This is a genomic window from Fructobacillus broussonetiae (assembly GCF_018437275.1).
Taxonomy (GTDB): Bacteria; Bacillota; Bacilli; order Lactobacillales; family Lactobacillaceae; genus Fructobacillus; species Fructobacillus broussonetiae.
In genome coordinates, this window is record NZ_JAAMFK010000004.1 from 107,139 (window position 1) to 131,784 (window position 24,646).

A 24,646-nucleotide genomic window follows, 5' to 3' on the forward strand; every position below is an offset into this window, starting at 1 on the left:
TGATCATGAAGTGCTGATTGTAGGAGATGAGCACCTCAAAAAAAGACCGGACGTTTTTTTAAACGTTCCGGTCTTTTTTTGCTGTCCTTTAAATGAACAGCATGGTTAATAAGAGGGCAATCGAAGCCGTGATAGCTTGTACTCGGTAAGTTAAAGGTCGAATGAATGAAAGGACGTAAGTGCCAAGCGTGAGCACGAGAGCCACGATAACGCCCGTTCCAAAAGCGTGGAAGAGAAGGACGTTAATCAAAAAGGCGGATCCAGTTAGCAAACCTAACAGGCGCCCTTTCGCCTTTGGTAAGACCAAAGGCGTTAAGTAAAAGAGCGTGGTGTAGAAAAAGGTCCAAGCCTCATTCAAGAAGGCGTTGTCGACGTAGTTGTTTGCCAAGAAAGTGATGCAGACAGGCACCGTGAAGGCGACCATAGAGGTCAAGGCCAGTAGGCCGAGACCGTTTTGTAATTGAACCAGGGTGAAGGGCAATATGGCTAACACCAACAAGAAGAGCAAGAGCAGCGCCAAGATTTCAAAGCGCGTCCGCAACGACGAGTTCACGAGCACCACAAGCGATGCCACGAGCGCCGCATACACCCGCCAGTCTTTCTTTACGAAGCGGGAGCTGATGAGAAAACCCATCGCAAGCGCCGTACAAAAGGAGTACAGCAAAAGCGGCCAAACCTGAGCGAAGGTCAAGCGATTGACGAGCGTGCCGTTCAGCATTGGCTTCAGCCACCAAATTAGTGGGAAGGCGATAGCGACCACCGGCACCGTCCAACGGTTAACGGCTGGCAGTTTCGCGTATACTTCTGCCGGTGATGGCTTGTTTTCTTCCGCTGCCGCTTTCTCTTCGCTGTTTCGACGAGCTCTTGAAAAGAAATTTTGCGCGTTTTGCTGCCCAAATTTAAATCCAGAAGACGCTTTGGAATCGCCCTCGGTAGGGACTTTTACATCATCATTTACTTGTTGATCATCATGTTCAACCATCGTCGTTTTCCTTTACTGTAGTTGTGCTTTCTTATTTTATCATTTATAATAAGTTTTATACATTACAACACTATCAAGAGCAGGGAAGTGATACAGCACGATGAACCTGCACCAACCGGCATTCGCACGGTGGTAATTCTGTAAGATAGACCAAGTCGCATGATTCGCTCAGGCTGGTCCTGGGCGTTTTTTATTTGCCTTTCTTGATGTGTGAGAGACTAAAGGAGACAGAAACATGACAAAGTACTTTACCGCCGAATCCGTTGCCAACGGACACCCCGACAAGGTGGCTGACCAAATTTCAGATGCCATCTTAGACGCCGTTTTGGAAAAGGACCCACAGGCCCGCGCCGCCATCGAAGTCACGACTTCAACCGGGGATGTTTCCATTTTCGGTGAACTCTCAACGAAGGCCTACGTGAACATTCGTCAAATTGCCGTTGAAACGGTTCGTGCCATCGGGTACGACAAGCCAGAACTTGGCTTCTCAGCCGATTCCATCAACGTTTCAAACAAGATTGTTGAACAGTCAGCAGACATCGCCCAGGCCGTTGACGCCGCCGAAGACGATCCCGACCAGTTGGGTGCCGGCGACCAAGGAATGGTCTTTGGATACGCGACTAACGAAACGGACGACTACTTGCCATTGGCCCTTGATTTGTCACATCAAATGATGCGCCAAATCCGTGCCGTCCGTGAAGAAGGCGCCGTTTCATACTTGCGTCCCGACGCCAAGGGGGAAGTGACGTTGGCCTTGTCAAACGACGGTCAAGTGGAACGCATCGCCGCCGTTGTCTTGTCAACGCAACACGGTGAAGATGTTTCGTTGGATCAATTGCGTGCCGACATGAAGAAGCTTGTTTTGGACCCAGTGTTGCCAGCTAACTTGGTTGACGAAGACACGAAGTTCTACATCAACCCATCCGGTCGCTTTGTTCTTGGAGGACCACAAGCCGACTCTGGTTTGACTGGTCGTAAGATCATCGTTGATACCTACGGTGGAGCCGCTCACCACGGTGGGGGAGCCTTCTCTGGTAAGGATGCCACCAAGGTTGACCGTTCCAGTGCTTACTACGCCCGCTACGTCGCCAAGAACTTGGTTGCTGCTGGCTTGGCTGAGAAGGCCGAATTGCAGGTGGCCTACGCCATCGGTGTGGCTGCGCCGGTGTCACTTAACATCGACACTTTCGGTACAGCTAAGGTTTCAGAAGATAAGATCGAAGAAATCGTTGAAGAACTCTTCGACTTCCGTCCATTGGCCATCATCAAGGCCTTGGACTTGCAAAAGCCAATCTACAAGCAAACCGCTGCCTACGGTCACTTCGGCCGTCCTGACTTGGACCTTCCATGGGAAAAGTTGGATAAGGTGGAAGCCATCAAGGCAAAGCTTGGTTAATTAATTGAATGAAAAAAGACGACGTTGTCGTTTTTTTTTTTGATAAAATAGCGGTATTGATTGATTTTAAGGAGTAACTATGAGCAAAGTGGTGCTGAACAAGAGAATCCTGAATGTGATTTGGGTTATTCAAGTTTGCCTTGGTGTGGCCTATTTGACAACCGGTGCTAAATGGTCCCTTTTTCTTGCTGCCATTCTCGTGTGGATTTGGGGTATTCTTTCTTTTTACGTGGATAAAAAAGAAGAGAAAGATAAAGAGATGACGCGTGTTGCTCGTTTGGTCTTGAAGTTGAAGAGACGAGAACTGAAGAAAGAAAAGCAATAAGGGCCTTGTCCTAAATGACATTGAAATTGGACAAAGTGTACACGACTTCATAAAATAAAAGTAGTCGAGAGCCTTATGCGTTAAGGCAAGATATGATAGTTTTTGATTAAGCCTTGTTCGTCAAGGATGAAACGAAAAAAGACGACCCCAGCGGGTCGTCTTTTTAATTGCTTATTTGTTGTGGTGCTTGCCTTCCGGCTTAACCTGTACGGCCTCAATCAATGGGTAAGTGCCCCATGTAGATAAGGTGAAGGTGTAGGCCCCGTTGTCCAAAGGACGACCGTCAGTCTTTACGGACTGAATGTCGCGAACGTGGATGTCGGCCTGTTCCTTGATGTCAAAGGAAAGAAAACCACGACGGGAAGGGTTTTGGCGCCCCTTCTTGCCTTGGAAGTAGGTTAAGAAGATTTTCGGCCATGGCACCTGGTTCACCAAACGGATGGTGTAGGGTGCTTCTGTTTCGGCCTTTTCATCCAAACCGTTGTTCAGAATCTGCATCCCAAGCGTCTTTGAGAAGTGCTGGTAGGTGCGCCCATGTCGAAGCGTCCAACCGAAAGTTAACGCATTCTGGTTACTTGAAAGAAAGTTCCAGAAGTTCAAAAACTGGCGCCAAGCTTCCTTGATGGCAAACTTTTGGTCAAACTTTGGAAGTAGGGCGGAAAAGTCTTGCCCGACCTGGACGTAATCCAGGAAGTATCGTTGTCCCTTTGAGGGGACGTCGCCGGAAATGAGTCCGACCGGCGCTTCTTTGATTTGCATCGCCGCCAAGGACGTCATGATTTGACTGATCAAAGCTTCAATGTGGCCGCCCTTTTCAGGCCATGAAACCAGAAGAATCGGGTGCTTCTTATTTTCATCCACAGCTAAGAAGCCAGAAAGCACTTCGTTTCTTGAACCTTCGTTTCCAATGACAACGATCGGAAGGTTCTGTTCTGAGAAAGCCTTATCGCGCGCGACTAACTTAGCCTTTTGAAAGAGTGAATGGTGGGGACGGGACTTGCGGAAGGAAACCGCAAGTCCGCTCTGAGTTAATTGTCCTTGGAGTTGATCAAGTGCGCCCTGATCCTTTTGTCGGACGAGCTTTGATTCAACGAAGATGTGTGCTTGTGTGGGCATCGTCACCCTCCTAAAGATTTGCTTGAAAAAAGGCATGCCGAAGCATGCCAATTTGCCTTAAACCATGATAAGCATTGGCAAAATCATTGGCTTTCGGGCCGTTTCTTTGTGTAGATACTTTGACAAGTCATCGATGATGGCCTGACGAATGTCCGATTCAGAAGGTGTCTTTTGAGACATTACCTTACGAATCGTATTAAAAATCACGTGACGACCGTCGTTAATCAAATCACCGGATTCGCGCATGTAAACGAAACCACGGGAGAGGATGTCTGGGCCAGAAAGGATTTCCTTTTTCTTCAGGTCGATGGTTGCCGTCACGATAACCAAGCCGTCTTGTGACAGCTTCAATCGATCGTGCAAGACAACGGAACCGATATCACCGATACCAGAACCATCAATGTATGTGTCTTCCGCAGGGAAGTGACCGGCCAAGCGTGGTTCGTTTACGCCGTCGAAGGCCAAAACGTCACCGTTTTCTTGGATGAAGGTGTTTTCCTTTGGAATGTCTAATTCTTCAGCCAATCCGGCGTGAACCTTCAACATGCGGAACTCACCGTGGACGGGCATGAAGTACTTAGGCTTCATGAGTGAAAGCATCAACTTCTGTTCTTCTTGGCCACCGTGACCAGAAGTGTGAATGTTGTTTAACTTTCCGTGGATGACGTTTGCGCCACCTTCTTCCAACTTGTTAATCACGGCGTTAACAGATGCCGTGTTACCAGGAATTGGAGAAGATGAGAAGATGACGTTATCCTTTGGCTTCAAACGCACTTGCTTGTGCGTACCGTTGGCGATTCGAGCCAAGGCAGCCATTGATTCACCCTGAGAACCAGTTGACATAATCAAGAGTTCATCATCTGGGATGTTCTTGATTTGAGACTGTTCAATCAAGGCGTCTTCGGGGATATCTAAGTATCCCAGGGCACGACCATTTGTGATGGCCGATTCCATTGAACGACCGAAAACCGCAATCTTACGACCGTTTGCAATGGCAGCGTCCGTTGCCATCTTAATCCGGTTCATGTTGGAAGCGAAAGTAGCAAAGATGATTCGTCCGTGCTTCAATTGCTTGAACAACTTATCAACCGTCTTTTGAACCCACGCTTCGGATTTTGTCCATTCAGGACGTTCCGCGTTGGTTGAATCGGACATTAAGAGCAAGACACCTTCTTCACCGATGCGAGCCATTGACCAGAGGTTTGGCTTTTGCTTCGTGGTAGGGGTCAAATCAAACTTAAAGTCACCGGTTTCAACGATTGTTCCAACGGGTGTCTTGATGGCAATTCCAAAGACGTCAGGAATTGAGTGGGTTGTTCGGAAGAATTCAGCAGAAGTCTTACCGAAGTCCACCACGGAACCGTCTGTGATTTCGTGGAGCTCCACCCGGTTTAACATTTGCTTTTCTTCCAACTTGTTGCGGATCAAAGCCATTGCTAATGGACCCGCGTAAACCGGCACGTTAACTGCTTGTAAGAAATAAGCAATCGCACCAATGTGGTCTTCGTGTCCGTGGGTGATGACAAGGCCTTTGACCTTGTCGATGTTTTCGACTAAGTACGAGTAGTCGGGGATGACGTAGTCAATCCCTAAAAGGGAGTCTTCCGGGAACTTGATACCGGCATCGACAATGATGATTTCATCTTGGTATTCGATACCGTAGGTGTTCTTCCCGATTTCGCCTAGACCACCAAGGGCGTAAACCGCAACTTCGTTGGGCTTGATGTCAACTTTATCCATGAAGAATTAAAAAGTCGTGATTGAGAATTCTGGATCAGCCTGTTCGTACACCAGTGCTGCGTCAGAGAGTTCTTCAACCGTTTCGATGTTGTAGTTCTTGTTGTTCTTTTGAACCATTGCGTATGCGTCGGCGTGGTTGTCAGCCTCTACGTAGAAAGATTGCGTGAATTCACGCTTTGGGTTCTTATCCATACTGTCTTGATAATAAACTTTAAAGACCATGTTGTTTTCTCCTAAAATCTGTTCTTTTATTTTGTCACGAATCGAAAACCTTAACTGCTATTTTAGCATATATAGAAAGGAGTGACGACTTTTATTAGACGAAATTAGGCGAAAAATTCGCAAGAGAACCGTGCGGACGAGCATTTTTTTTGCTATAATATTCAGTAATCAAGAATAAACGAGGGATATGCTTTATGGCAATCGGAATGAACGATTTGAAAACAGGTTTGACAATTGAGTACTCAAACTCAATCTGGCGTGTATTGGAATTCCAACACGTTAAGCCTGGTAAGGGAGCGGCCTTTGTCCGCTCAAAGTTGAAGAACTTGCGTACGGGAGCGGTGAACGAAGTAACGTTCCGTCCTGGTGATAAGTTTGAAACTGCTGAAATTACGACTCGTCCAATGTCATACTTGTACGCCGAAAACGACGGACGAGTATTCATGGACACGGAAACGTTTGAACAGATCAACATCCCTGATTCAAACTTGCAAAACGCCTTGAAGTACATGCTTGAAGGTATGGAAGTGAAGATCACGATGTACGGTTCAGAAGTGCTCGGCGCTGACTTGCCTGTTTCTGTTACTTTGAAGGTTGAAGAAACACAACCAGGTATCAAGGGTGCTACTGCAACGGGTTCTGGTAAGCCAGCCGTTGTTGAAACGGGTGCTACGATCACTGTTCCTGACTTCGTTAACGAAGGTGACATGATCATCGTTAACACGGAAGACGGATCATACAAGGGTCGCGCCTAATGTATTGACTGCTTTCCTTACGGTAAGCAGTCTTTTGTCTTTTGTAAGACTGGATTTAAAACGCAAACTGGTCATAGAGGAGGAAAGCCGATGGCAAAGTCCAACGATTTGATGAACAAGAACTTTTTATTAACCAAAGAAGAAATGGCTGACGGGCAAATGCTCGTTTCAAAGTCTGCCTTGGAAGCAGTTGCTTCCTCAGCTGCTTTGGGTGTTAAGGGCGTTGTTGCGATGCAAGAAAACGTCTACGACCACTTGCCAAAGTACTTGACCAAGGTCGCTGGTGCAATGCCTAAGGCTTCCGGTGTTTCCTTGAAGCAAGAAGACGGTGAAGTCTACGTTGACATGGCCGTTGTCCTTGAATTCGGTGCCATCATTCCAAAGGTAGCCTTTGCTGTACAACAAGCTGTGAAGACGGACTTGGCCAACTTGGCAGGATTGACGGTTAATACGGTAAACGTAACGGTTTCAAGCCTTGTGCCTGACGATGATCACCAAAACATCGATCCGGAACACCTTTTTGATCAAAGCAAGCAAAAGGAGCCTGCGAAATGACCCAACTGTCACGACACGAGGAGCGACAGGCAGCCTTGCAAATTCTCTTTGCATCGCTAAACGATGTTCCTGACGATAATAAGTTAGACTTGGACTACGACCTCGTGGTTCAAAACAACGAGTACCAAGCCTTTTTGCCACAGTTGGTAAACGGGGTCTTGGCTTCCCGCAAGGAATTGGACGAAAACTTGGCCAAGCACCTTGCAACGGGATGGAAGCTCGATCGAATTGCCCGGGTTAACCTGGCAATTTTGCGAATTGCAGCCTATGAATTAACTTTGCCAGAACCGACCCCTTACAAGGTTGTGGTCGACGAAGCAGTTGAATTGGCTAAGGAATTCTCAACGCGAGAAGACGCTGCTTTTGTTAACGGAGTCTTAAAGAATTACGCTCCAGACAACGCTTAAGTATCTTTTGGACTAACCCCCGGTTAGTCCTTTTTCTTTACCGTGTAAAAAGCGTCCTGTGCTAAAATAAGACAAGATAAAAGGAGATTTCAATGGCTATCTACGACCCAAGAAAACAACCAAGCCCAAGCTTTGATACGCACAATCATCTTAATGACGATGCGTTGTACTTTGACGTACCAGCTTACCTTGGTCGCGCCCATGAATTTCAAGTTCTTGAAATGAACGTTGTGGGCTGCGAAAAGGAAGGTAACGAGCGGGCAATCAAACTAGCTGAAGAAAACGAAGGTGTGAACGCCATCATTGGATACCAGCCCGAAGATGCTCCAAAATTTGACGACGAAGCCTTAAAGACCTTAAAGGAACAAATCAAGAATCCCGTCGTTGTCGGAATCGGTGAAACTGGTCTTGACTATCACTGGGATACGGATCGTGACGCGCAGATGAAGGCTTTTTACGCCCAAATCGAACTCGCCAAGGAGTCTGGACTACCATTGATTATTCACAACCGTGAAGCCTTTGACGATGTTTACCGCATCTTGAAGGAGTCGGGCTTGAAGAAGGTTATCATCCATTCCTTCTCTGGTACGCCAGAACAAGCAAAAGCCTTTGCTGACCTGGGTTACTACGTTTCCTTCTCTGGCGTTGCCACCTTTAAGAAGGCCGAAGAGGTTCGTGAAGCGGCTAAGGTTGTGCCGCTCGACCACATTTTGACCGAGACGGACGCCCCATACTTGGCACCAACGCCAAACCGTGGGAAGACGAACGAACCTGCTTGGGTGAAGTACGTGGTCGACTCATTGGCTGAGACACTCGGTATGAATCGCGATGAATTCGCCGACCAAACGGTTAAGAACGCACACCGCGCTTTTTTGAACCATGACTAAGGGCTCTGGTGCACAATCCAGTGCTTCTGCTTTGCCGGTGATTAAGGCGGCTGTTGTTGTCGAAGGTTGGTCGGACACGCAGCGTTTGGCGCTCGCCGTTTCTTGCGACACCATTGAGACCCGGGGGTCGGCGCTTGAAAAGCCGGTACTCGATCAGATTAAACGGGCCCAAGAGGAACGGGGCGTCATCGTCTTGACCGATCCAGACTTCAACGGGAATCGCTTACGAAACTTGATTTTGAAAGCGGTGCCCGAGGTAACGCTCGCTTCGATTTCAAAGGATGAGGGACGAGCCGACCGCGATAATCCGCACAAGTCTCTTGGAATCGAACACGCCTCTGTTGAAACGCTGCGTGCGGTGTTGCTTGACGCCGATGAACAGGCGGGAAAAGTTCGCCCGGTTTCAGATATTGACCGGGACTTTCTCTTTGAACTCGGTTTGCTTGGGTCGGGGGATGCCAAGAAAAAGCGTGAACGAATCGGGAACGCTTTGTCTTTTGGCTATGCCAACGGAAAGCAGCTACTGAGCCGATTGACCGCACTCGGTTACCAAAAAGAAGACGTATTAAACGCATTAAAAGGAGGCCAACATGGCCAAAACAATTGATATTGCCAGTCCAGCCCGGACTCAGGCAATCTTGAATCAGTACGGTTTGCGTGCAAAGAAGAAGTTCGGTCAGAACTTCTTAACGGATGGCAACATTTTGTCTGGCATCGTTGATGCTGCAAACCTAACAAAAGAAGATCACGTCGTTGAAATTGGACCGGGTATCGGAGGGTTGACGGAATACTTGGCACGCGCTGCAAAGGACGTTTTGGCCTTTGAAATCGATTCCGATATGGTGAAGGTGTTGTCCGAAACGCTTGCGCCATACGACAACGTCGAAGTTCGCGAACAAGACGTTTTGGAAGCGGACTTGAAGACGGTCTTTGCTGAGACCTTTGGCGAAGGCGAACCGGTCAAGGTTGTGGCCAACCTGCCATACTACATCACGACGCCAATTCTGCTCGCCCTCTTACAAGCAGGTTTCAACTGGCAACAGCTCGTCGTTATGATGCAAAAGGAAGTGGCCGATCGCTTAGCTGCTAAGCCGGGAACCAAGGAATACGGTGTCTTAACCGTGATGCTGGATTATTACGCTCAGGTTGAAACGGCCTTAAAGGTTCCTGCAGCTGCCTTTAACCCAGCACCAAACGTTGACTCTGCCGTCGTTTCTTTGACACCAAAGCCAGCAGAACGTCCGGTTGAAAAGCCAGCCAAGCTTTTCTCACTTGTGAAATCTTGCTTTGCGCACCGCCGGAAGTCCTTATGGAATAATCTGACCCAGCGTTTTGGTAAGGAAGAGGAAACGAAGGATAAGCTCCACGCTGCATTGGACGAAGCCGGCATCGATCAAGGAATCCGGGCCGAACGCTTGACACTAGGCGAATTTACGGACTTGTTCTTGGCTCTCCAAAAACATGGTGTTTATGACATCTAACCGTAACAAACGACACGTTTGTGACACATTGTTAGTTATTGAACAATTTCACAAAATGAGTTATAATTAGTTTTGTCTAATTGAGAAAGGCGGTTTACATGTCAACCTTAGAGGATATTAAAGCACGTTTAGACGCGCACATTGGAGAGACAGTTACGGTAGTTTCACAGGCTGGCCGCAAAAAATATACAGAACGTTCTGGGATCTTACGTTCAACATTTCCATCATTATTCGTGGTAGAACTGGACGAAGAGGCCCAGTTCAAACAAGCATCGTACTCATACACGGACGTCTTGACGAAGACGGTTGATGTTAACTTTGCTGACTAATGTAAAAAAAGGCCCGACCGGGCCTTTTTTTATTCGACAGATTAATTGAAAAGGTATTGATATGCAAAACCAAATCTCAGTACAACACTACGTGGCGGCCTTTGGAAAGCGCGTCATCTTAAAGGATGTGTCCTTTTCCATTCCGAGCGGTCAATTAACCGTTGTCCTAGGGGAAAACGGCGCTGGAAAGACGACCTTAATCAAGGCCATCCTGAATGCTTACTTGCAACCGAAGTCTGCGGCTGACGAGGTAAATGGAATTGAAGTATCCACTAAAAAGCTTGCTTACGTACCACAGTTTCGTGATCTCGGCAGCGACTACCCACTTTCACTTGCGGCCTTTGTCGGTCTTGCCATTCGTCAGAAGGGGTGGCCGTTTTTAACAAAGAAAGAAAAGGGGCGCGTGCAAGAAGCACTTGCACTTGTTGATCTCACTGATCTCAAGGACCTACCGCTTTCAAAGGCATCGGGGGGTCAAAAGCAACGTGCCTACATTGCCCAAGCACTTGCACAAAATCCCGACTTGCTCATTTTGGATGAGCCAACCGCCGCACTTGACGCCAAGCATAGCCAAGAAGTTGTAAGCCAAATCCGAAACGCTCAGCAAAAGAAGGGGATGGGGGTACTCTGGATTTCCCACGATACCAGTTGGGTTAAGGATTTCTCTGACAACTACCTCTGGCTTCACGATGGCCAAGCGGAATTTGGCTCTGTCGACTCACTGCCAGACGCTGCCCGTTCGATCCACCAAGAGGAGGTAAACGATGTTAACTGAAGCCTACATGCAACACGCCTTCCTCGCAGGGACCATCATCGCCGTTGTTTCGGCCTTGGTCGGAACCTTCGTCGTGGCTCGTTCTTACAACTTTTTGACCCACTCGCTTTCTGAAATCGCCTTCGCTGGTGCAGCATTGGGCTTCTGGCTCGGCTTTGCGCCCTTACTCGGAATGATGATTGCGACAGCTTCTTCCGCCCTTGCCATCGGTGCTTTGGAAAACGCCAAGGTAAAGTCCGACAACGTGACCTCCGCTATCTCTGCGATGGCCATCGGCCTTGGAATCCTTTTCCTCGCATTGGGGAATTCCTCCTCAACGGCTGCGACTGGCATTCTTTTTGGATCTGTTTTGGGTATCTCCATGGGCGACATTGCGCTCCTCGCACTCATGGCAGCTGTCGTCATCGGGCTCATCTTCATCTTGTTCCGGCCTTTGTCACTCTTGGCCTTTGATGAAGCGGGGCTGCTCTTGTCCGAACGGAAAAAGGGCCTCCTCCGGGTTGCCTTTCTCTTAATCATGGCCCTGTCCGTTGCGATTTCATCCCAATTGGTTGGATCGCTGTTGATCTTCGTTTTGGTGACACTTCCAGCTGCTTCCGCTCGAACTTATCAAAAGTCAGTGGCGGGCCTGATTGCTTTGGCAGTGTTCTTCGCACTCTTTGGAACTTGGGCTGGATTAGCTTTGGCCTATCTCACCAACTTGCCAACATCAGTTTTCATCGCGTTGATTGAAGTCGCTATCTACTTGCTTTCACTAGCTTTAGCCAAGTTGGACTAAGCGCAAACGTAACAAATATTTCAAGTCTCAAAAGGCGAATGTTCGCTTTTTGGGGCTTTTTTTATGCTATAATTGTTTGGATATTTTGTTTAATTAAAGGAGGCGGGCGCAAGCTCGACGACCCAAATATGAAGATAAGACGTGCTGACCGATTGGTCGATATGACTCACTATTTACTGGAACATCCCCGCGAACTCGTTTCCCTCAACTTTTTCGCCGAGCGCTACGAAACGGCTAAGTCCTCCATCTCTGAAGATTTGGCCATCGTCCGTCGCGTTTACAAGACCCGCGGAACGGGTGATCTCAAGACCTATCCAGGTGCTGCCGGTGGTGTGTACTACACGCCTTTGATGGGCCAAGAAGAAGCCGAAGACTTCGTTTCCGGTATCATCAAGGCCGTGTCTGACGACACGCGCGTTTTGCCTGGTGGCTACGTTTACTTATCCGACCTTCTCGGACGTCCAGACGTTCTCCGTCAAACGGGACGCTTGCTTACGACGCAGTACGCCGACAAGGAAATCGACGCCGTGATGACCGCCGCTACGAAGGGAATCCCTTTGGCACAGGCCGTTGCCAATGAATTAAACGTGCCCTTTGTCATCGTTCGAGACGACGCTAAGGTGACGGAAGGTTCCATGATTTCCGTGAACTATTTGACGGGTTCATCAAAGCGGGTCGAAAAGATGGCCTTGTCCAAGCGCTCACTGCGCTCTGGCGCCCGTGTCCTCATCGTTGATGACTTCATGAAGGCCGGTGGAACGGTTCAAGGGATGCAAACTCTTGTCCGTGAATTCGGTGGCGAAGTGGTTGGAACCGCGGTGTTTGCCGAAGGTCGTTCCAATGTCCGCTTGATCGAAGACTACACGTCTTTGCTCCACATCGACACGAGCCTCGATGGCGCGGAAGCCATCAAGGTTTCGGATGGAAACTACTTAGAACGCATTTACAAGAAGTAAGGTTAGGTTAGATTTATGGAAGGAACAAACGTTGTCATTTTGGCAGCCGGAAACGGTTCGCGGATGAAGTCCGACTTACCAAAGGTTCTTCACGAAGTGGCCGGCCAAGCCATGGTCGACTGGGTCATTTCTGCGGTTGAACCCTTGATGCCAGAACAAATCTTAACAGTGACGGGTGTCGGTGCCGAACGTGTTCAAGAACACCTGAAGGGCCGCTCTGACTTTGTCATTCAAGAAAAGCAACTGGGAACGGGACACGCTGTCTTGCAAACAAAGGACGCCCTCGGGGATAAGACCGGGGCGACCTTGATTCTTTCAGGTGACACGCCGCTCTTCACGACGAAGACATTGGAAGCCCTCTTAGAAGAACATTCTCGCACGCAAAACGCTGTAACGGTTTTGACCGCCCACGCGGATAACCCAACGGGTTACGGCCGAATCGTCCGCGATGACGATGGCATGGTCTTGAAGATTGTTGAAGAAAAGGATGCTTCCATCACGGAACGCCGTATTCAAGAGATCAACACGGGTGTTTACGTCTTTGATAACAAGTTACTCTTTGAATCCTTGGCTTCTGTTGGAAACGACAACGCCCAAGGCGAATACTACTTGCCAGATACGCTGGACATTTTGCGTGAAGCCGGTCAACCAATCGGTGCTTACGAAACGATGGACTTCTTCGAGTCACTTGGTGTGAACGACCGAGTGGACTTGGCAAAGGCAAATGAAATCATGCATGCCCGCATCAACGAAAAGCACATGAAAAACGGTGTTGAATTCATTGCGCCTGCCCAAACGTACATCGAAGCTGGTGTTCAAATTGGAAAGGACACGGTTATCGAAGGAAACGTGACCTTGAAGGGCAAGACGGTCATCGGATCAAACAACGTTTTGACCGCCGGAACCCGCATTGAAGATTCAACGATTGGGGATGGCAATGTCATTACTTCTTCCCACTTGGAAGAAGCCACGGTGAAGGACAACACGACGATTGGGCCATACGCACACTTGCGACCAAAGGCTGTCATCGAAGACGAGGCCCACTTGGGTAACTTTGTCGAAGTGAAGAAAGCGACCGTTGGCTTGCGTTCAAAGGTTGGTCACTTGTCATACGTTGGAAACGCCACCCTTGGCGAAGACGTCAACATCGGGGCCGGTACCATCTTTGTGAACTACGACGGTGTCAACAAGTTTGATTCCAAGGTTGGCGACCGCGCCTTCATTGGCTCAAACACGAAGATCATCGCGCCTGTAAACATTGAAGATGAAGCCATTACGGCTGCTGGTTCAACCATCACAGACGACATCAAAAAGCACGAAATGGGTATCGCTCGAACACGCCAGACCAATAAGTCTGACTTCTGGAAGCGTATGCCACACAAAAAGTAATTTATTAAAAAGGAGCAACTTCGGTTGCTTCTTTTTTTGTTGTATCCATGAATAATTATTCATAATATTTCAGCTAGACCAATTAAAAACATTCGATTCTATGTGTTACAATAGATGGGACAAGAGTTAAGACAACTTTTATAAAAACGTTATACAAAGGAGTTATTCATGGACTTTTCAGTACTCTACATTGGATCAGGTCAAGCAACGTGGAACGGTGCCGTTCCTTTGGCTAAGTCAGGCGTCAAAGTCGGTGTGATTGAAGAATCACAGTACGGTGGTGTCTGCTCAAACAAGGGTTGCAACGCCAAGATTATCTTGGATAAGCCCCTCCAATTAATTGACCAAATCAAGGCCTTGCAAGGCCGTGGCTTGGACGGTGTTCCTGAAGTGAACTGGGAAGACCTCATGGCCCACAAGCACGAACTCATCGTGCCACAGGACCAACACGGTAAGGACCGCCTTGATAACGTCGGCATCCAAACGATTAACGGCCACGCCGAATTCGTGGATGCCCACAAGGTTAGGGTTGGAAAAAAGACGTACACGGCCGATAAAATTGTTATCGCCACTGGTTTGCGTCCACACCGTTTGGACATTCCTGGTGCCGAAAACTCAACGGACTTCTTGTCCTTGCCACACATGCCGGAACACGTGACCATTTTGGGTGGTGGTTTTGTTGCCATCGAATTCGCCACGATTGCTTCAGCGGTTGGTGCCAAGGTTGACGTGATTACCCGTGGTAAGCAAATCTTGAAGCAATTTCCTAAAGAATACACGGCTTCCATCCAAGCGGACTTGAAGAAGGCCGGTGTACGCTTCATTCCTGACATGGAAGTGGAACGTGCAACAAAGGACGAAGAGGCCGGCACGATTACCTTGGAAGGCCCTAAGGGCTTTGAACTCACGACCGACTACGTCTTGGATGCAACGGGACGTGTGCCAAACCACGACCAATTGAACTTGGAAGCGGTTGGCGTGAAGGCTAACCACCGAGGAATCGAAGTAAACGAATACTTGCAGACGAACGTGGAAAACATCTACGCTGCAGGGGATGCCGTGGATAAGACAATCCCTAAGTTGACGCCAACGGCCGCCTTCGAATCCCGCTACTTGGCTGCGAAGTTCATGGGGACAAACAACGGCCCAATTCAGTACCCAGCAATTTCAGAAATCGTCTTCACTTCACCACGAATCGCTCAGGTTGGTGTGAAGTTGGACGAAGCGAAGGCTAACCCTGACAAGTACGAAATCACCCAGGCTTCATACGATGGTGACTGGTACCGTCAGGTTGAAAACGAACAGGGCGCAGAGCTCGCCTTGATCTTCGAAAAGGATAGCCAGCAATTGGTTGGAGCGGCTGAAAAGGCCAACGCCGCCGAAGAGACGATTAACACCATCGTGCCTTACGTGCAGATGCGCTTGACAAAGGAACAGCTAAACGACTTCGTTTACGTCTTCCCATCCATCGCTTACACGTTGCAACGTCGTTTGCCACTGGTTTAAAATAATTACTGATGTAAAAGTCTGATCCGTACGTGATTGGACTTTTTTCTTTTCTGTAAAGAGGGCCCTGTGCTATACTCTTTTTGTTAAGCAAAGGAGAATCTCATGGAATTATCAGGTGAAACAATCGTTGACTTAGTTGAAAATCAGTCATACGAAGATAAAGTGGTTGCTAATCCAGCCGGTAAAGAAATCGATTTGGATTCTCTCTTTGCAGCCTTTACAGACTTAGCCAAACAAGAAACACCAGCCCGTGCAGCCCTGGACGTTGACGGCGGTATCGAGCAGGGTGGCACGACGCTTTCGATGGAAGCAAACGTTATCAACTTGCCACTCCGCTACAAGAACCAGGAAAAGAAGTTGGTCTACGTCGATCAAGCCTATGAGCTATCCGTCTACATGATTGTGGACAACGCCCACGTCTCGAAGTCCGCTTTGAAGATTGAAAAGTTATCGTCATTGTCTGCTTTCTTGGACGACCCAGACTCCGTTTTGGACAAGGGGGCCAAATGGTTCGCAACGCAGTTGGACGCCATCCGAGAAAACCAGGCGGCGGCTGTTTCTGAAGAAGAGAAGCAGGAAGAAGAAAATTAACGTTTTAAAAAAAGCTGACCGGCAGGTGCTGGTCAGCTTTTTGTTTTTCATTCTTCTTTAAGATGGGCAGACAAGTGGTAGGCCTTTCCGTCCTTTTCCACTGACGCCTTCAGCACGCCCGGCGACGACACGTGCGAGTAGGAGGACAGCTCGCCCAAGTCATAGGCCTCAATCACCGCCTGCACCACGTCCTTCTTCGAGCCAAAGCCCGTTTCCGGAATTGCCAGGTCATCCCAATCCCAGGATTCCGCCGGCCCGTAACTCTTCAATTCTTTTGTCTTAATTTTCGTGATTAATAGCATATCCTTAGTATAAGGCCTGCCTGCAAGGGCGTAAAGCAAAAGAAAACATGCACTTATTTTCACATATACTTTAGAATAACGATATGATATTCTAATCTCAACAACCGTAGAGAAGTGTTCGAACTAAGAAAGGGACAATCATGAAGACGGGAACTTTTGTTACATTTTGCTTTGGCTACGCTTTCGTTGTGTTTTACGTATACGAAGAATTCTTTTCACGTTACATCAACGGCTTCTGGATCAATTACCTTGTCCAGACCGCCATTCTCGTTCTTGGTCTGATCATCATCTTCATCTTCAAAGTCGTCATGGACTACAAATCCGGTGTCTTGGATGAGTCCGACAAGCTCGACCAACTCGAAACAATCGAAAAACTTGAAGACTAAGTGAGCACTTGCTATTTTAGTCAAAAGCTGACATAATAAAGGTATGCGATGAGTCGAACGCGTCTTTTAGGACGCTTATGCGGCCTGCTCGGATTAAATTCCAAGCCACGGATTTGGTGCAGGTGTTATGACTGTTGTGGAACTTTCATATCTCACCATGACTACTAGCTTTTGCTAGGGTGACGCTGACTTGTTTCAATCGTGACTGATTGAAACCGCCCGTCGAAGCGAATTCGGCATGCCAAACTAAGAGCTAACTACGGTTAGCTCTTTTTTATTGCCAATTTTTACGAGGGCTTTTGTTATAATAAAGAAAGCAGTTTTAACTTTTGAGGAGTCTCCATGGTCGAACAGGCACAGTATTTAAGTGTTGGTGCACTAACTAAATATCTCAAGGCAAAGTTTGATAACGACCCCCACCTGGGCAAGGTCTATCTGACGGGTGAAATTTCCAACCTTGGAAACCGTCGCTCCCGCCACCTCTACTTCTCCATCAAGGATCCAAAGGAGAAGGCCGTCATCCGTGCCGCCATGTTCTCCTATGCTTCCCGCTTGAAGTTCGAGCCAGAAGAGGGAATGAAGGTCCAGGCCATCGGACGTGTTCAGGTCTACGAACCGGCCGGTTCCTATTCGATCATCTTAGAGCAGATGACGCCCGCCGGTGTCGGTGACCTCTTCATGGCCTTACAGCAGTTGAAAGAGAAGCTGTCCAAAGAAGGGCTCTTCTCTCAACCTAAGAAGGCCTTGAAGCCTTTGCCTAAGAAGATTGCCGTTATCACGTCACCAACCGGTGCCGTCGTCGAAGACGTGGCCAAGACCGTGGAACGCCGCTTGCCCCAAGCACAGGTCGTGCTTTTGCCTGCCGTTGTTCAGGGAGATGGTGCGGTGCCATCGCTCTTAAAACAGTTGGACCGTGTCGATGACATGGGCTTTGACGCCGTCATCATCGGTCGTGGTGGTGGTTCCATCGAAGACCTCTGGGCCTTTAACGACGAAAGTCTGGTCCGCAGGGTTGCCGCGATGAACACGCCGGTCATTGCCTCCGTTGGGCACGAAACCGACAACACACTGGTTGATTTGGTCGCGGATCAACGAGCCGCCACGCCAACGGCCGCAGCTGAATTAGCCACGCCGGTCTCCAACCAAAACCTGGTCGACCGCGTGATGGAGTTATCCTCCCGCTTGACCCTAGCTGGCCAACAGCTTGTGGCCAACAAGAAACAGGCTTTGAACTACGTGGTCGAGCGACCAATCATGAAACAGCCCGACCGCTTGTATGCCACCTACCAACAGGAAGTTGACTCCCTTGAGAAGCGCCTCTACCAAGCCTTCTCCCGTCGAGTCGACAACCGTCGCTACGAGGAAAAGGCCCTGGTTGAACGGCTGGTTGCCCAGAAGACTCAACTCCTTCGGCCTTACAAGGAAAAGGTTTCTTTGGCCGCTGCCAAGCTGGACCTGGTATCGCCACTTAAGATTTTATCTTCCGGTTACACCTTCGTGAAGGGGCCGGATGGCGAAATCGTGAAGAGCAAGAAGGATTTGAAAAAAGACGACGAGGTGCGCCTGACCTTTGCAGACGGGGACTTAAGCGCCAAGATTTTAGGAGAGCAAAATGACTGAAAAAGTATCTTTTGAAGACAAGTTGAAACAATTGGATCAAATCGTGACCGCTTTGGAACAAGGTGACCGACCATTGGAAACGGCCTTGGCTGATTTCAAGACGGGCGTTACCTTGGCTAAGGACTTGCAAAAGACCCTTGCCGAAGCCGAAAAAACATTGGCTAAGGTCATGCAAGACGACGGTTCCATGACGGATTTGGAATTGACGAACAATGACTAATTTCAAGGACTTCATCAACCAATACAAGCCACGCGTTGAAGAAGCCCTCGTGGAAGAAAGTAAGCAGCACGGAGCAGAAGTTTCCAAGGATTTTGAGAAGGCCTTGCAATACGCCTTGCTCACGCCTGGAAAGCGTCTCCGTCCGCTGTTGGCTCTTGCCGTGATGGCTTCTTTTGGACGAAACATCGACGACGATGCCGTGAAGGCGGCTTCGGCCATCGAATGGGTACACGCCTACTCTTTGGTTCACGACGATTTGCCAGCCATGGATAACGACGCCTACCGCCGCGGTAAGCTTTCCGTGCACGCCTTGTACGGACCAGCCACCGGTGTGTTGGTGGGGGATGCCTTGCAGGCTCAGGCCTACAAGATCTTGTCCGGTGTCAAAGGGGCTTCCGCCTCCCAAATCGTTTCGATGGTTCGCGTCCTCTCCGAGCGTTCTGGTGCCTTTGGCATGGTCTACGGTCAGGTCTTAGACATGCAAAACCATGACACGGTGAAGGATTCCGTCCTTTTGGCTCAAGTCCTTGACCAGGTCTACCAAAAGAAGACGGCCGATATTTTGATCGCCGCTGCCTTAATCGGGGGCCACTACCAGGGCTTGAGTCAACCGGCACTTGCCTTAGTGGAGAAGTACGCCCAGAATCTTGGGTTACTCTTTCAAATTCAAGACGACGTCGACGACTACGAACAAGACGAAGAAGAGGGCGTTGTCTCACTCGTTCACTTGATTGGGATGGACCGCGCACGTGAGATGGTCGACGAATTGTTGGCTGGTGCGGAAGGGACTTTGGATGAATTAGCCGCACTCGAAGTCGAATTCGATAAGAGCTTGTTAGAAGACTTAATTAAACTAATTGGAGCATAAAGTATGGCAGTCGCAAAAGAGCGCGTTGACATTCTACTGGTTCAGCAAGGCCTCTTCACTTCCCGTGAACAAGCCAAGCGAGCCGTGATGGCCGGGCAGATTCTTGGTGAAAACGAAGAACGCCTAGACAAGGCCGGACAGAAGATTCCGGTCACAACCGAATTACATTTTAAGGGGCAACCGCTCCCATTTGTGTCTCGTGGAGGCTACAAGTTGGTGAAAGCCATCGACACCTTCGGCATGACCATGCAAGACCAAATCGTCTTGGACATCGGCTCATCAACCGGTGGCTTCACTGACGTTTCCTTGCAAAACGGGGCCAAGCACGTTTACGCCCTGGACGTTGGAACGAACCAACTCGCCTGGAAGCTTCGCATCGACGAGCGCGTGACAGTCATGGAAAACACGAATTTCCGTTATGCCAAGTTGGCGGACTTCATGGAAGGACAACCAACCCGTGCCACGATCGACGTCTCCTTCATCTCACTGTCTCTGATTTTGCCAACGTTGAAGGACATCTTGGCAAAGGGCGGTGAGGTGGCCGCCTTGATTAAGCCCCAGTTCGAAGCCGGACGTGAAGCCGTCGGCAAGCATGGCATCATCAAGGACCCAGAAGTTCACCGTCAAGTGCTTGAAAAGACCTTGCCAATGATGGTTGAATCCGGCTTTACCGTGAAGGGCTTGACCTTCTCGCCAATCAAGGGTGGCCAAGGAAACATTGAATTCTTGGCCTGGCTGGAACGAGACGACGATGCCAAGGTTTTGGACACCGTTAACATTGATCAAGTAATTGAAGAGGCCCACGGTCAACTCGACCAAGAGGGTTAAGAGACTAGCTTCTGATTGAGGAGCTAGCCATAGCGAATTAATTTGGAGAAAGCGATGTTAGAACAACTCGTAATTGAAAATTTTGCGATTATCGACCAGGTGGATATTTCCTTTGACGACCAACTAACGGTCCTAACGGGAGAAACCGGTGCCGGTAAGTCCATCATCATCGACGCACTGGCCATGCTTGCCGGAGGCCGTGCCTCAACCGAAATGATTCGAAAGGGAGCCGACAAGGCCGTCTTGCAGGCCGTCTTCTCATTGGAAGACGCCGATGAGGAGCTCCTTTCCGAATTCGAAAAAGCCGGTGTCGACGTGTCTGAAGGACAGGTTGTCATCTATCGTGAGTTCAACTTGAAGGGCCGTTCCGTCTCCCGGATGAACGGTGTGATTGTTCCCTTAAAGACCTTGGCCACGCTCGGTGCCCAGTTGGTTGAAATTCAAGGACAGCACGACACCTCCTTGCTCTTGAACCCCGATTCTCACTTGTCACTCCTAGACGACTTCGCCGATGAAGAATTGAAGGCCGCAAAAGACAAGTACGCGTCACTCTTTGAAGAATACCGTGCCTTGGCCTTGAAGTTGAACCAGGTGAAAAACCAAGCCCAGGATTTGAACCAGCGCTTGGACCTCTTGACCTTCCAAGCAGAAGAATTAAAGACGGCCAACTTACAGCCCGGTGAAGAAGATGAACTCATGGCTGAACGGAGTAAGCTTGCCAACCACAAGAAAATCGCGGACGCGCTCGATTCAGCCCAACAGGCGTTGAACCCCGGACTCGATGGTGGTGCCATTGATTTATTGGCCGCTGCGAACGCCTCTCTGCAAACGGCCGCCGGTTACGACAGTGAGTACGAAAACGTCGCAAAAGCAATCTCAGAAGCTTACTACGCGGCACAGGACGCAGGACGCGACCTGGATGAATCCGTGGCCAACCTCTCCTTTGACGAGGAGGCCTTGGTCAAAATTGACGACCGCCTTCAAGTGATTCATTCCCTGAAGCGCAAGTACGGCGAAACCGTCGACGACATCCTCGCCTTTCAGGAAAAGGTTGAAAAGGACCTGTCCGACTTGGATGGGGGCGCTCTAGACATCGATGCCTTGACCGAGCAAAAGGATGCCTTAAAAGTCAAAATCACGGCAGCCGCCGAAGAGCTCTCTCTAAAGCGTCGGCAGGTCGCAGCCAAGCTTGAAGCAGCGGTTAACCAAGAACTGGGAGACCTCCTAATGCCAGAAGCCCGCTTTGAAGTTTCCTTTGAACCAATCGAAGGCTTCCTTGCTTCCGGTTCCGACCGGGTCAGCTTCCTTGTTCAAACGAACAAGGGTGAGGGTATGAAGCCCCTCGAAAAGGCTGCCTCCGGTGGTGAGGCTTCCCGTTTGATGTTGGCTTTGAAGACGGTCTTCATCGCACAACAGGGATTGCCAACGGTTGTCTTTGACGAAATTGATACCGGGGTTTCCGGTCGTGTCGGTTCCGCCATTGCTCAAAAGATGCGGACAATCAGTGAAAAGACTCAGGTCTTGGCCATCACGCACTTGCCACAGGTTGCTGCCGCTGCCGACCACCACTTCCTGATTCATAAGGAAGCGGTTGGCGATCGCACGGTAACCCACGTGGAAGACCTTGCTGAGGATAAGCGGGATGAAGCTGTAGCCATGATGCTTTCGGGGGATGCCATCTCGGAAGCTGCCCTGGCTAACGCTCGTGATTTGCGCAAGACAGCGGGTAAGTAAATGATGTGATTTAAGCAGAAATGTTGAACATTTCTGCTTTTTTTATGCCAAAAAACAAGATATGAAAATTTAAATCTTTTTTGATGATGGCTTCCTAGATTATAATCAAACGTCTAAATATTATTTTGCATTTTCTATCTACAAGATGTCTTCACTTGAAACATTCATCTGTAAGACTGCTATGAGTGGCATGAGAAAAAAAGTAAGAAATGACCCGGTTCATATTGATGTGAAGATAAATACGAACACATTAGAAAATCTTTCTAATCATCGTGACGTTTTTCTTAAAAGTGCACTAGAGTGGCATTTTGACGCGCTGTAATATTTGCAATTTTATGAAATCTGAGTAACATAGTGTATGTATATAGAAAGAAATATGGTGCTTGGTGTCACAGTGAACCAGATATCCGTTTTTCACACTTGTTTAGGGAGAAAGCAAGATGAACGAATACCGGCTTGATGATTATGCCAAACAAAATAATAGTAAAAGGCATCCTCGTAATCGAGTGGCTTCGTTTTTCAAGTGGTGCGTATCCATCGCACTGGTTGTCACGTCCTTCTTCGTTATCTACGAGGTACATGCCTACCAGAGTCTTTCTGGAACCTATGAGGTCGTTGCCTCAGAAGACGAAAGACACGCGAGTGATGGGTTGACCCTTCACGATAACAACGTGGTCACAAACTTCACACCAGAAATCGATTGGTGTGAAGGGAAGTTTCACTTGAAGGGTGACTTCGTTGTGTTTCGTTTGAATGGCGTCCGTTATAACGGGTATTACAACAAAGAAGATAAGACGCTTGCCGTTATGATTGATGGTAAGATTGAGCTTTTCTCAAAGACAGCAAGACAAAACGGAAAAGAATTATAAAAGTAAAAAAGCCGCTGCCGGAATAATCCGGCAGCGACTTTTATTTATTCATCATTCATTAGTGGTGCGTGTAGAACAGGAAGGCAACGAAGATGAGTGCCAAGACGTACATGAACAAGTTCACTTCCTTACGGCGCTTTGCTGCAATCATCGTGATCGGGTAAGCAATGAATCCAAAGGCGATTCCATCTGAGATGGAGTAAGTGAGCGGCATGCCGACAACAATCAAGAAGGCAGGTGCCGCAATGGCCATGTCTTCCCACTTAATCTTCTTTAAGTTTCCTGACATCAAGATACCAACCACAATCAAAGCTGGGGCCGTTACCTGTGACGTGACCACTGACAAGAGTGGTGAGAAGAAGAGGGCCAATCCGAAGAGACCAGCGGTCACAACGGATGCAAATCCAGAACGACCACCAACGGCCATTCCAGATGATGATTCAACGAAAGCTGACGTTGGAGAAGTTCCAAGCGTTGCACCAACCGTCATTCCAACGGCGTCGGCCATCAAAGCCTTACCAGCACGTGGCATCTTGCCGTTTTCAAGCATACCGGCCTGTTCCGTCAAACCAATCAACGTGCCGGCCGTGTCGAAGAAGACCACAATCAAGAAGGTCAAGGCAACGACAATCATACCGAATGAATCGATGTCTCCCAAGTGCGTCCATGCCTGACCAAAGGTTGGGGCCAATGATGGAGCAGTTGCGAAGATGGCCTTTGGCATGGCAATCAAGCCAGTGGCGATTCCCACAACGGTCGTTCCAACCATTCCGAAGAAGATGGCGGCTGGTACCTTCTTAATCATCAAGATCAATGTCAATGCGATTCCGAAGATGGCAAGCAAGGTTGGCTTTTCCGTCAAGTTTCCCATTGAAACCATCGTTTCTGGGTTGGCGACAATCAAACCAGCGTTGTGCAAACCGATGAAGGCGATGAAGAGCCCGATTCCGGCTGCAATGGCGATTCGCAAGTTGGCGGGGATGGCTTCGATGATCTTTTCACGGACGTGGGTCAAAGTCAAAACCAAGAAAATGATGGCTGCAACTAAGATACCCGCCATGGCTGTTTGCCATGACACACCCATTCCGATAACAACGGAGTAGGCGAAGTAAGCGTTCACCCCAAGTCCAGGCGCAATGGCGATGGGGTACTTGGCGACGATTCCCATGAAGGCCGTGGCAACAAGGGCTGAGATGGCCGTGGCCGTAAAGACCGCGCCCTTGTCCATGCCGGCTGCGGCAAGAACGTTTGGGTTCAAGAACAAGATGTAAGACATGGCAACGAACGTTGTCACCCCGGCAATGGCTTCCGTCTTAAAGGAAGTGCCCAGTTCTTTGAACCGGAAGTATGATGCAATTTTAGACATTTCGAAAACTCCTCTAGTAATCTTTGCTACTTGAATAGTTTAACAGCAAATCACGTACTTGTATCTTTAAAAAAGAAGAAATATCCAAATAAAACCGAACGATTGCATTAGATTTTACTAATTGTTCGCTAAAACACACCTTGAACATTAAAATGTTCGCTTTTTGTGCTTATCCGTTGGAAAATCGAGAAAAATCGGGATGATTCGGGTCTGACTTTTGCCCTAACCGACTCGACTAGGCTATAATAAGGAAAACGAAA

Annotated in this window: 28 protein-coding genes and 1 riboswitch; of the genes, 22 read left to right on the forward strand and 6 right to left on the reverse strand. The window is 48.7% G+C overall.

Translation table 11 applies throughout. The features are described 5' to 3' along the window. Window positions 1-88 precede the first annotated feature (88 nt). Window positions 89-982, reverse strand: coding sequence for a hypothetical protein (locus G6R29_RS04180; RefSeq protein ID WP_213809102.1), 894 nt, complete (start codon window positions 980-982; stop codon window positions 89-91). A gap of 67 nt (window positions 983-1,049) precedes the next feature. Continuing rightward, window positions 1,050-1,134: riboswitch (SAM riboswitch) on the forward strand. Between the two features lie 83 nt (window positions 1,135-1,217). Here G6R29_RS04180 and metK point away from each other — a divergent pair. Together metK and G6R29_RS04190 are read left to right on the forward strand one after the other, a co-directional pair. Beyond that, the gene (gene metK, locus G6R29_RS04185) at window positions 1,218-2,378 is read left to right on the forward strand and encodes a methionine adenosyltransferase (RefSeq protein WP_213809103.1); all 1,161 of its coding nucleotides are present in this window, start codon (window positions 1,218-1,220) and stop codon (window positions 2,376-2,378) included. A 79-nt stretch (window positions 2,379-2,457) separates the two neighbouring features. Further along, window positions 2,458-2,703, forward strand: coding sequence for a hypothetical protein (locus tag G6R29_RS04190; RefSeq protein ID WP_213809104.1), 246 nt, complete (start codon window positions 2,458-2,460; stop codon window positions 2,701-2,703). Window positions 2,704-2,874: 171 nt separating this feature from the next. Here G6R29_RS04190 and G6R29_RS04195 read toward each other — a convergent pair whose 3' ends face one another. From G6R29_RS04195 to G6R29_RS04205, 3 genes are read right to left on the reverse strand one after another with little or no spacing between them, the layout of a single operon-like run. Beyond that, a complete protein-coding gene (locus tag G6R29_RS04195) occupies window positions 2,875-3,819 on the reverse strand; it encodes a hypothetical protein (protein WP_213809105.1) in 945 nt (314 codons plus the stop codon). Between the two features lie 57 nt (window positions 3,820-3,876). Then, window positions 3,877-5,559, reverse strand: a complete 1,683-nt coding sequence (gene rnjA / locus G6R29_RS04200; RefSeq protein ID WP_213809106.1) for a ribonuclease J1 — start codon at window positions 5,557-5,559, stop codon at window positions 3,877-3,879. Window positions 5,560-5,565: 6 nt separating this feature from the next. Continuing rightward, window positions 5,566-5,781, reverse strand: coding sequence for a DNA-dependent RNA polymerase subunit epsilon (locus tag G6R29_RS04205; protein WP_213809107.1), 216 nt, complete (start codon window positions 5,779-5,781; stop codon window positions 5,566-5,568). A 194-nt stretch (window positions 5,782-5,975) separates the two neighbouring features. Between G6R29_RS04205 and efp the strand changes: the two genes are divergently transcribed. From efp to G6R29_RS04270, 13 genes are all read left to right on the forward strand, one after another. Beyond that, window positions 5,976-6,536 (forward strand): elongation factor P, encoded by a 561-nt coding sequence (gene efp, locus G6R29_RS04210; protein WP_213809108.1) that lies wholly within the window; start codon window positions 5,976-5,978, stop codon window positions 6,534-6,536. 90 nt (window positions 6,537-6,626) lie between these two features. After that, window positions 6,627-7,091 carry an Asp23/Gls24 family envelope stress response protein gene (locus tag G6R29_RS04215; protein WP_213809109.1) on the forward strand — a complete coding sequence of 155 codons (465 nt, stop codon included), beginning with the start codon at window positions 6,627-6,629 and terminating at the stop codon, window positions 7,089-7,091. Beyond that, the gene (gene nusB, locus G6R29_RS04220; protein WP_213809110.1) at window positions 7,088-7,498 is read left to right on the forward strand and encodes a transcription antitermination factor NusB; all 411 of its coding nucleotides are present in this window, start codon (window positions 7,088-7,090) and stop codon (window positions 7,496-7,498) included. The genes G6R29_RS04215 and nusB overlap by 4 nt, the downstream gene beginning before the upstream one ends. Before the next feature lie 92 nt (window positions 7,499-7,590). Continuing rightward, window positions 7,591-8,385, forward strand: coding sequence for a TatD family hydrolase (locus G6R29_RS04225; protein ID WP_213809111.1), 795 nt, complete (start codon window positions 7,591-7,593; stop codon window positions 8,383-8,385). After that, complete coding sequence (rnmV, locus tag G6R29_RS04230; RefSeq protein WP_213809112.1) at window positions 8,378-8,992, forward strand: ribonuclease M5; 615 nt, start codon at window positions 8,378-8,380, stop codon at window positions 8,990-8,992. Before G6R29_RS04225 ends, rnmV begins: the two co-directional genes overlap by 8 nt. Further along, window positions 8,976-9,866 (forward strand): 16S rRNA (adenine(1518)-N(6)/adenine(1519)-N(6))-dimethyltransferase RsmA, encoded by an 891-nt coding sequence (rsmA, locus tag G6R29_RS04235; RefSeq protein ID WP_213809113.1) that lies wholly within the window; start codon window positions 8,976-8,978, stop codon window positions 9,864-9,866. Before rnmV ends, rsmA begins: the two co-directional genes overlap by 17 nt. Before the next feature lie 98 nt (window positions 9,867-9,964). Further along, window positions 9,965-10,195 carry a Veg family protein gene (locus G6R29_RS04240; protein WP_213809114.1) on the forward strand — a complete coding sequence of 77 codons (231 nt, stop codon included), beginning with the start codon at window positions 9,965-9,967 and terminating at the stop codon, window positions 10,193-10,195. Window positions 10,196-10,256: 61 nt separating this feature from the next. Next, the gene (locus G6R29_RS04245; RefSeq protein WP_213809115.1) at window positions 10,257-10,970 is read left to right on the forward strand and encodes a metal ABC transporter ATP-binding protein; all 714 of its coding nucleotides are present in this window, start codon (window positions 10,257-10,259) and stop codon (window positions 10,968-10,970) included. Next, window positions 10,960-11,748, forward strand: coding sequence for a metal ABC transporter permease (locus tag G6R29_RS04250; RefSeq protein WP_213809116.1), 789 nt, complete (start codon window positions 10,960-10,962; stop codon window positions 11,746-11,748). Before G6R29_RS04245 ends, G6R29_RS04250 begins: the two co-directional genes overlap by 11 nt. A gap of 128 nt (window positions 11,749-11,876) precedes the next feature. Further along, window positions 11,877-12,704: a pur operon repressor gene (gene purR / locus G6R29_RS04255; protein ID WP_213809117.1), complete on the forward strand. Its 828-nt coding sequence runs from the start codon at window positions 11,877-11,879 to the stop codon at window positions 12,702-12,704. 15 nt (window positions 12,705-12,719) lie between these two features. After that, window positions 12,720-14,093, forward strand: coding sequence for a bifunctional UDP-N-acetylglucosamine diphosphorylase/glucosamine-1-phosphate N-acetyltransferase GlmU (gene glmU / locus G6R29_RS04260; RefSeq protein ID WP_213809118.1), 1,374 nt, complete (start codon window positions 12,720-12,722; stop codon window positions 14,091-14,093). Between the two features lie 168 nt (window positions 14,094-14,261). Beyond that, the gene (locus tag G6R29_RS04265) at window positions 14,262-15,599 is read left to right on the forward strand and encodes a dihydrolipoyl dehydrogenase family protein (RefSeq protein WP_213809119.1); all 1,338 of its coding nucleotides are present in this window, start codon (window positions 14,262-14,264) and stop codon (window positions 15,597-15,599) included. Between the two features lie 105 nt (window positions 15,600-15,704). Continuing rightward, a complete protein-coding gene (locus G6R29_RS04270; protein WP_213809120.1) occupies window positions 15,705-16,193 on the forward strand; it encodes a hypothetical protein in 489 nt (162 codons plus the stop codon). 47 nt (window positions 16,194-16,240) lie between these two features. Here the strand turns inward: G6R29_RS04270 and G6R29_RS04275 are convergent, their stop codons facing one another. Then, window positions 16,241-16,495: a hypothetical protein gene (locus G6R29_RS04275; protein WP_213809121.1), complete on the reverse strand. Its 255-nt coding sequence runs from the start codon at window positions 16,493-16,495 to the stop codon at window positions 16,241-16,243. Between the two features lie 140 nt (window positions 16,496-16,635). On the opposite strand from G6R29_RS04275, the gene G6R29_RS04280 reads away from it, so the two are divergent. The 7 genes from G6R29_RS04280 (at window position 16,636) to G6R29_RS04310 (ending at window position 23,020) form a co-directional block, all read left to right on the forward strand. Then, window positions 16,636-16,881 (forward strand): hypothetical protein, encoded by a 246-nt coding sequence (locus tag G6R29_RS04280; RefSeq protein WP_213809122.1) that lies wholly within the window; start codon window positions 16,636-16,638, stop codon window positions 16,879-16,881. A 342-nt stretch (window positions 16,882-17,223) separates the two neighbouring features. Next, window positions 17,224-18,501: an exodeoxyribonuclease VII large subunit gene (xseA, locus tag G6R29_RS04285; protein ID WP_213809123.1), complete on the forward strand. Its 1,278-nt coding sequence runs from the start codon at window positions 17,224-17,226 to the stop codon at window positions 18,499-18,501. Beyond that, complete coding sequence (locus G6R29_RS04290) at window positions 18,494-18,721, forward strand: exodeoxyribonuclease VII small subunit (RefSeq protein WP_213809124.1); 228 nt, start codon at window positions 18,494-18,496, stop codon at window positions 18,719-18,721. The genes xseA and G6R29_RS04290 overlap by 8 nt, the downstream gene beginning before the upstream one ends. Next, window positions 18,714-19,589 carry a polyprenyl synthetase family protein gene (locus G6R29_RS04295; protein WP_213809125.1) on the forward strand — a complete coding sequence of 292 codons (876 nt, stop codon included), beginning with the start codon at window positions 18,714-18,716 and terminating at the stop codon, window positions 19,587-19,589. Before G6R29_RS04290 ends, G6R29_RS04295 begins: the two co-directional genes overlap by 8 nt. Before the next feature lie 3 nt (window positions 19,590-19,592). Further along, window positions 19,593-20,417, forward strand: a complete 825-nt coding sequence (locus G6R29_RS04300; RefSeq protein WP_213809126.1) for a TlyA family RNA methyltransferase — start codon at window positions 19,593-19,595, stop codon at window positions 20,415-20,417. 54 nt (window positions 20,418-20,471) lie between these two features. After that, complete coding sequence (gene recN, locus G6R29_RS04305; protein ID WP_213809127.1) at window positions 20,472-22,151, forward strand: DNA repair protein RecN; 1,680 nt, start codon at window positions 20,472-20,474, stop codon at window positions 22,149-22,151. 440 nt (window positions 22,152-22,591) lie between these two features. Then, window positions 22,592-23,020 (forward strand): hypothetical protein, encoded by a 429-nt coding sequence (locus tag G6R29_RS04310; RefSeq protein WP_213809128.1) that lies wholly within the window; start codon window positions 22,592-22,594, stop codon window positions 23,018-23,020. A 58-nt stretch (window positions 23,021-23,078) separates the two neighbouring features. Here the strand turns inward: G6R29_RS04310 and G6R29_RS04315 are convergent, their stop codons facing one another. Beyond that, window positions 23,079-24,386 carry an NCS2 family permease gene (locus G6R29_RS04315; RefSeq protein ID WP_213809129.1) on the reverse strand — a complete coding sequence of 436 codons (1,308 nt, stop codon included), beginning with the start codon at window positions 24,384-24,386 and terminating at the stop codon, window positions 23,079-23,081. Window positions 24,387-24,646: the final 260 nt, after the last annotated feature.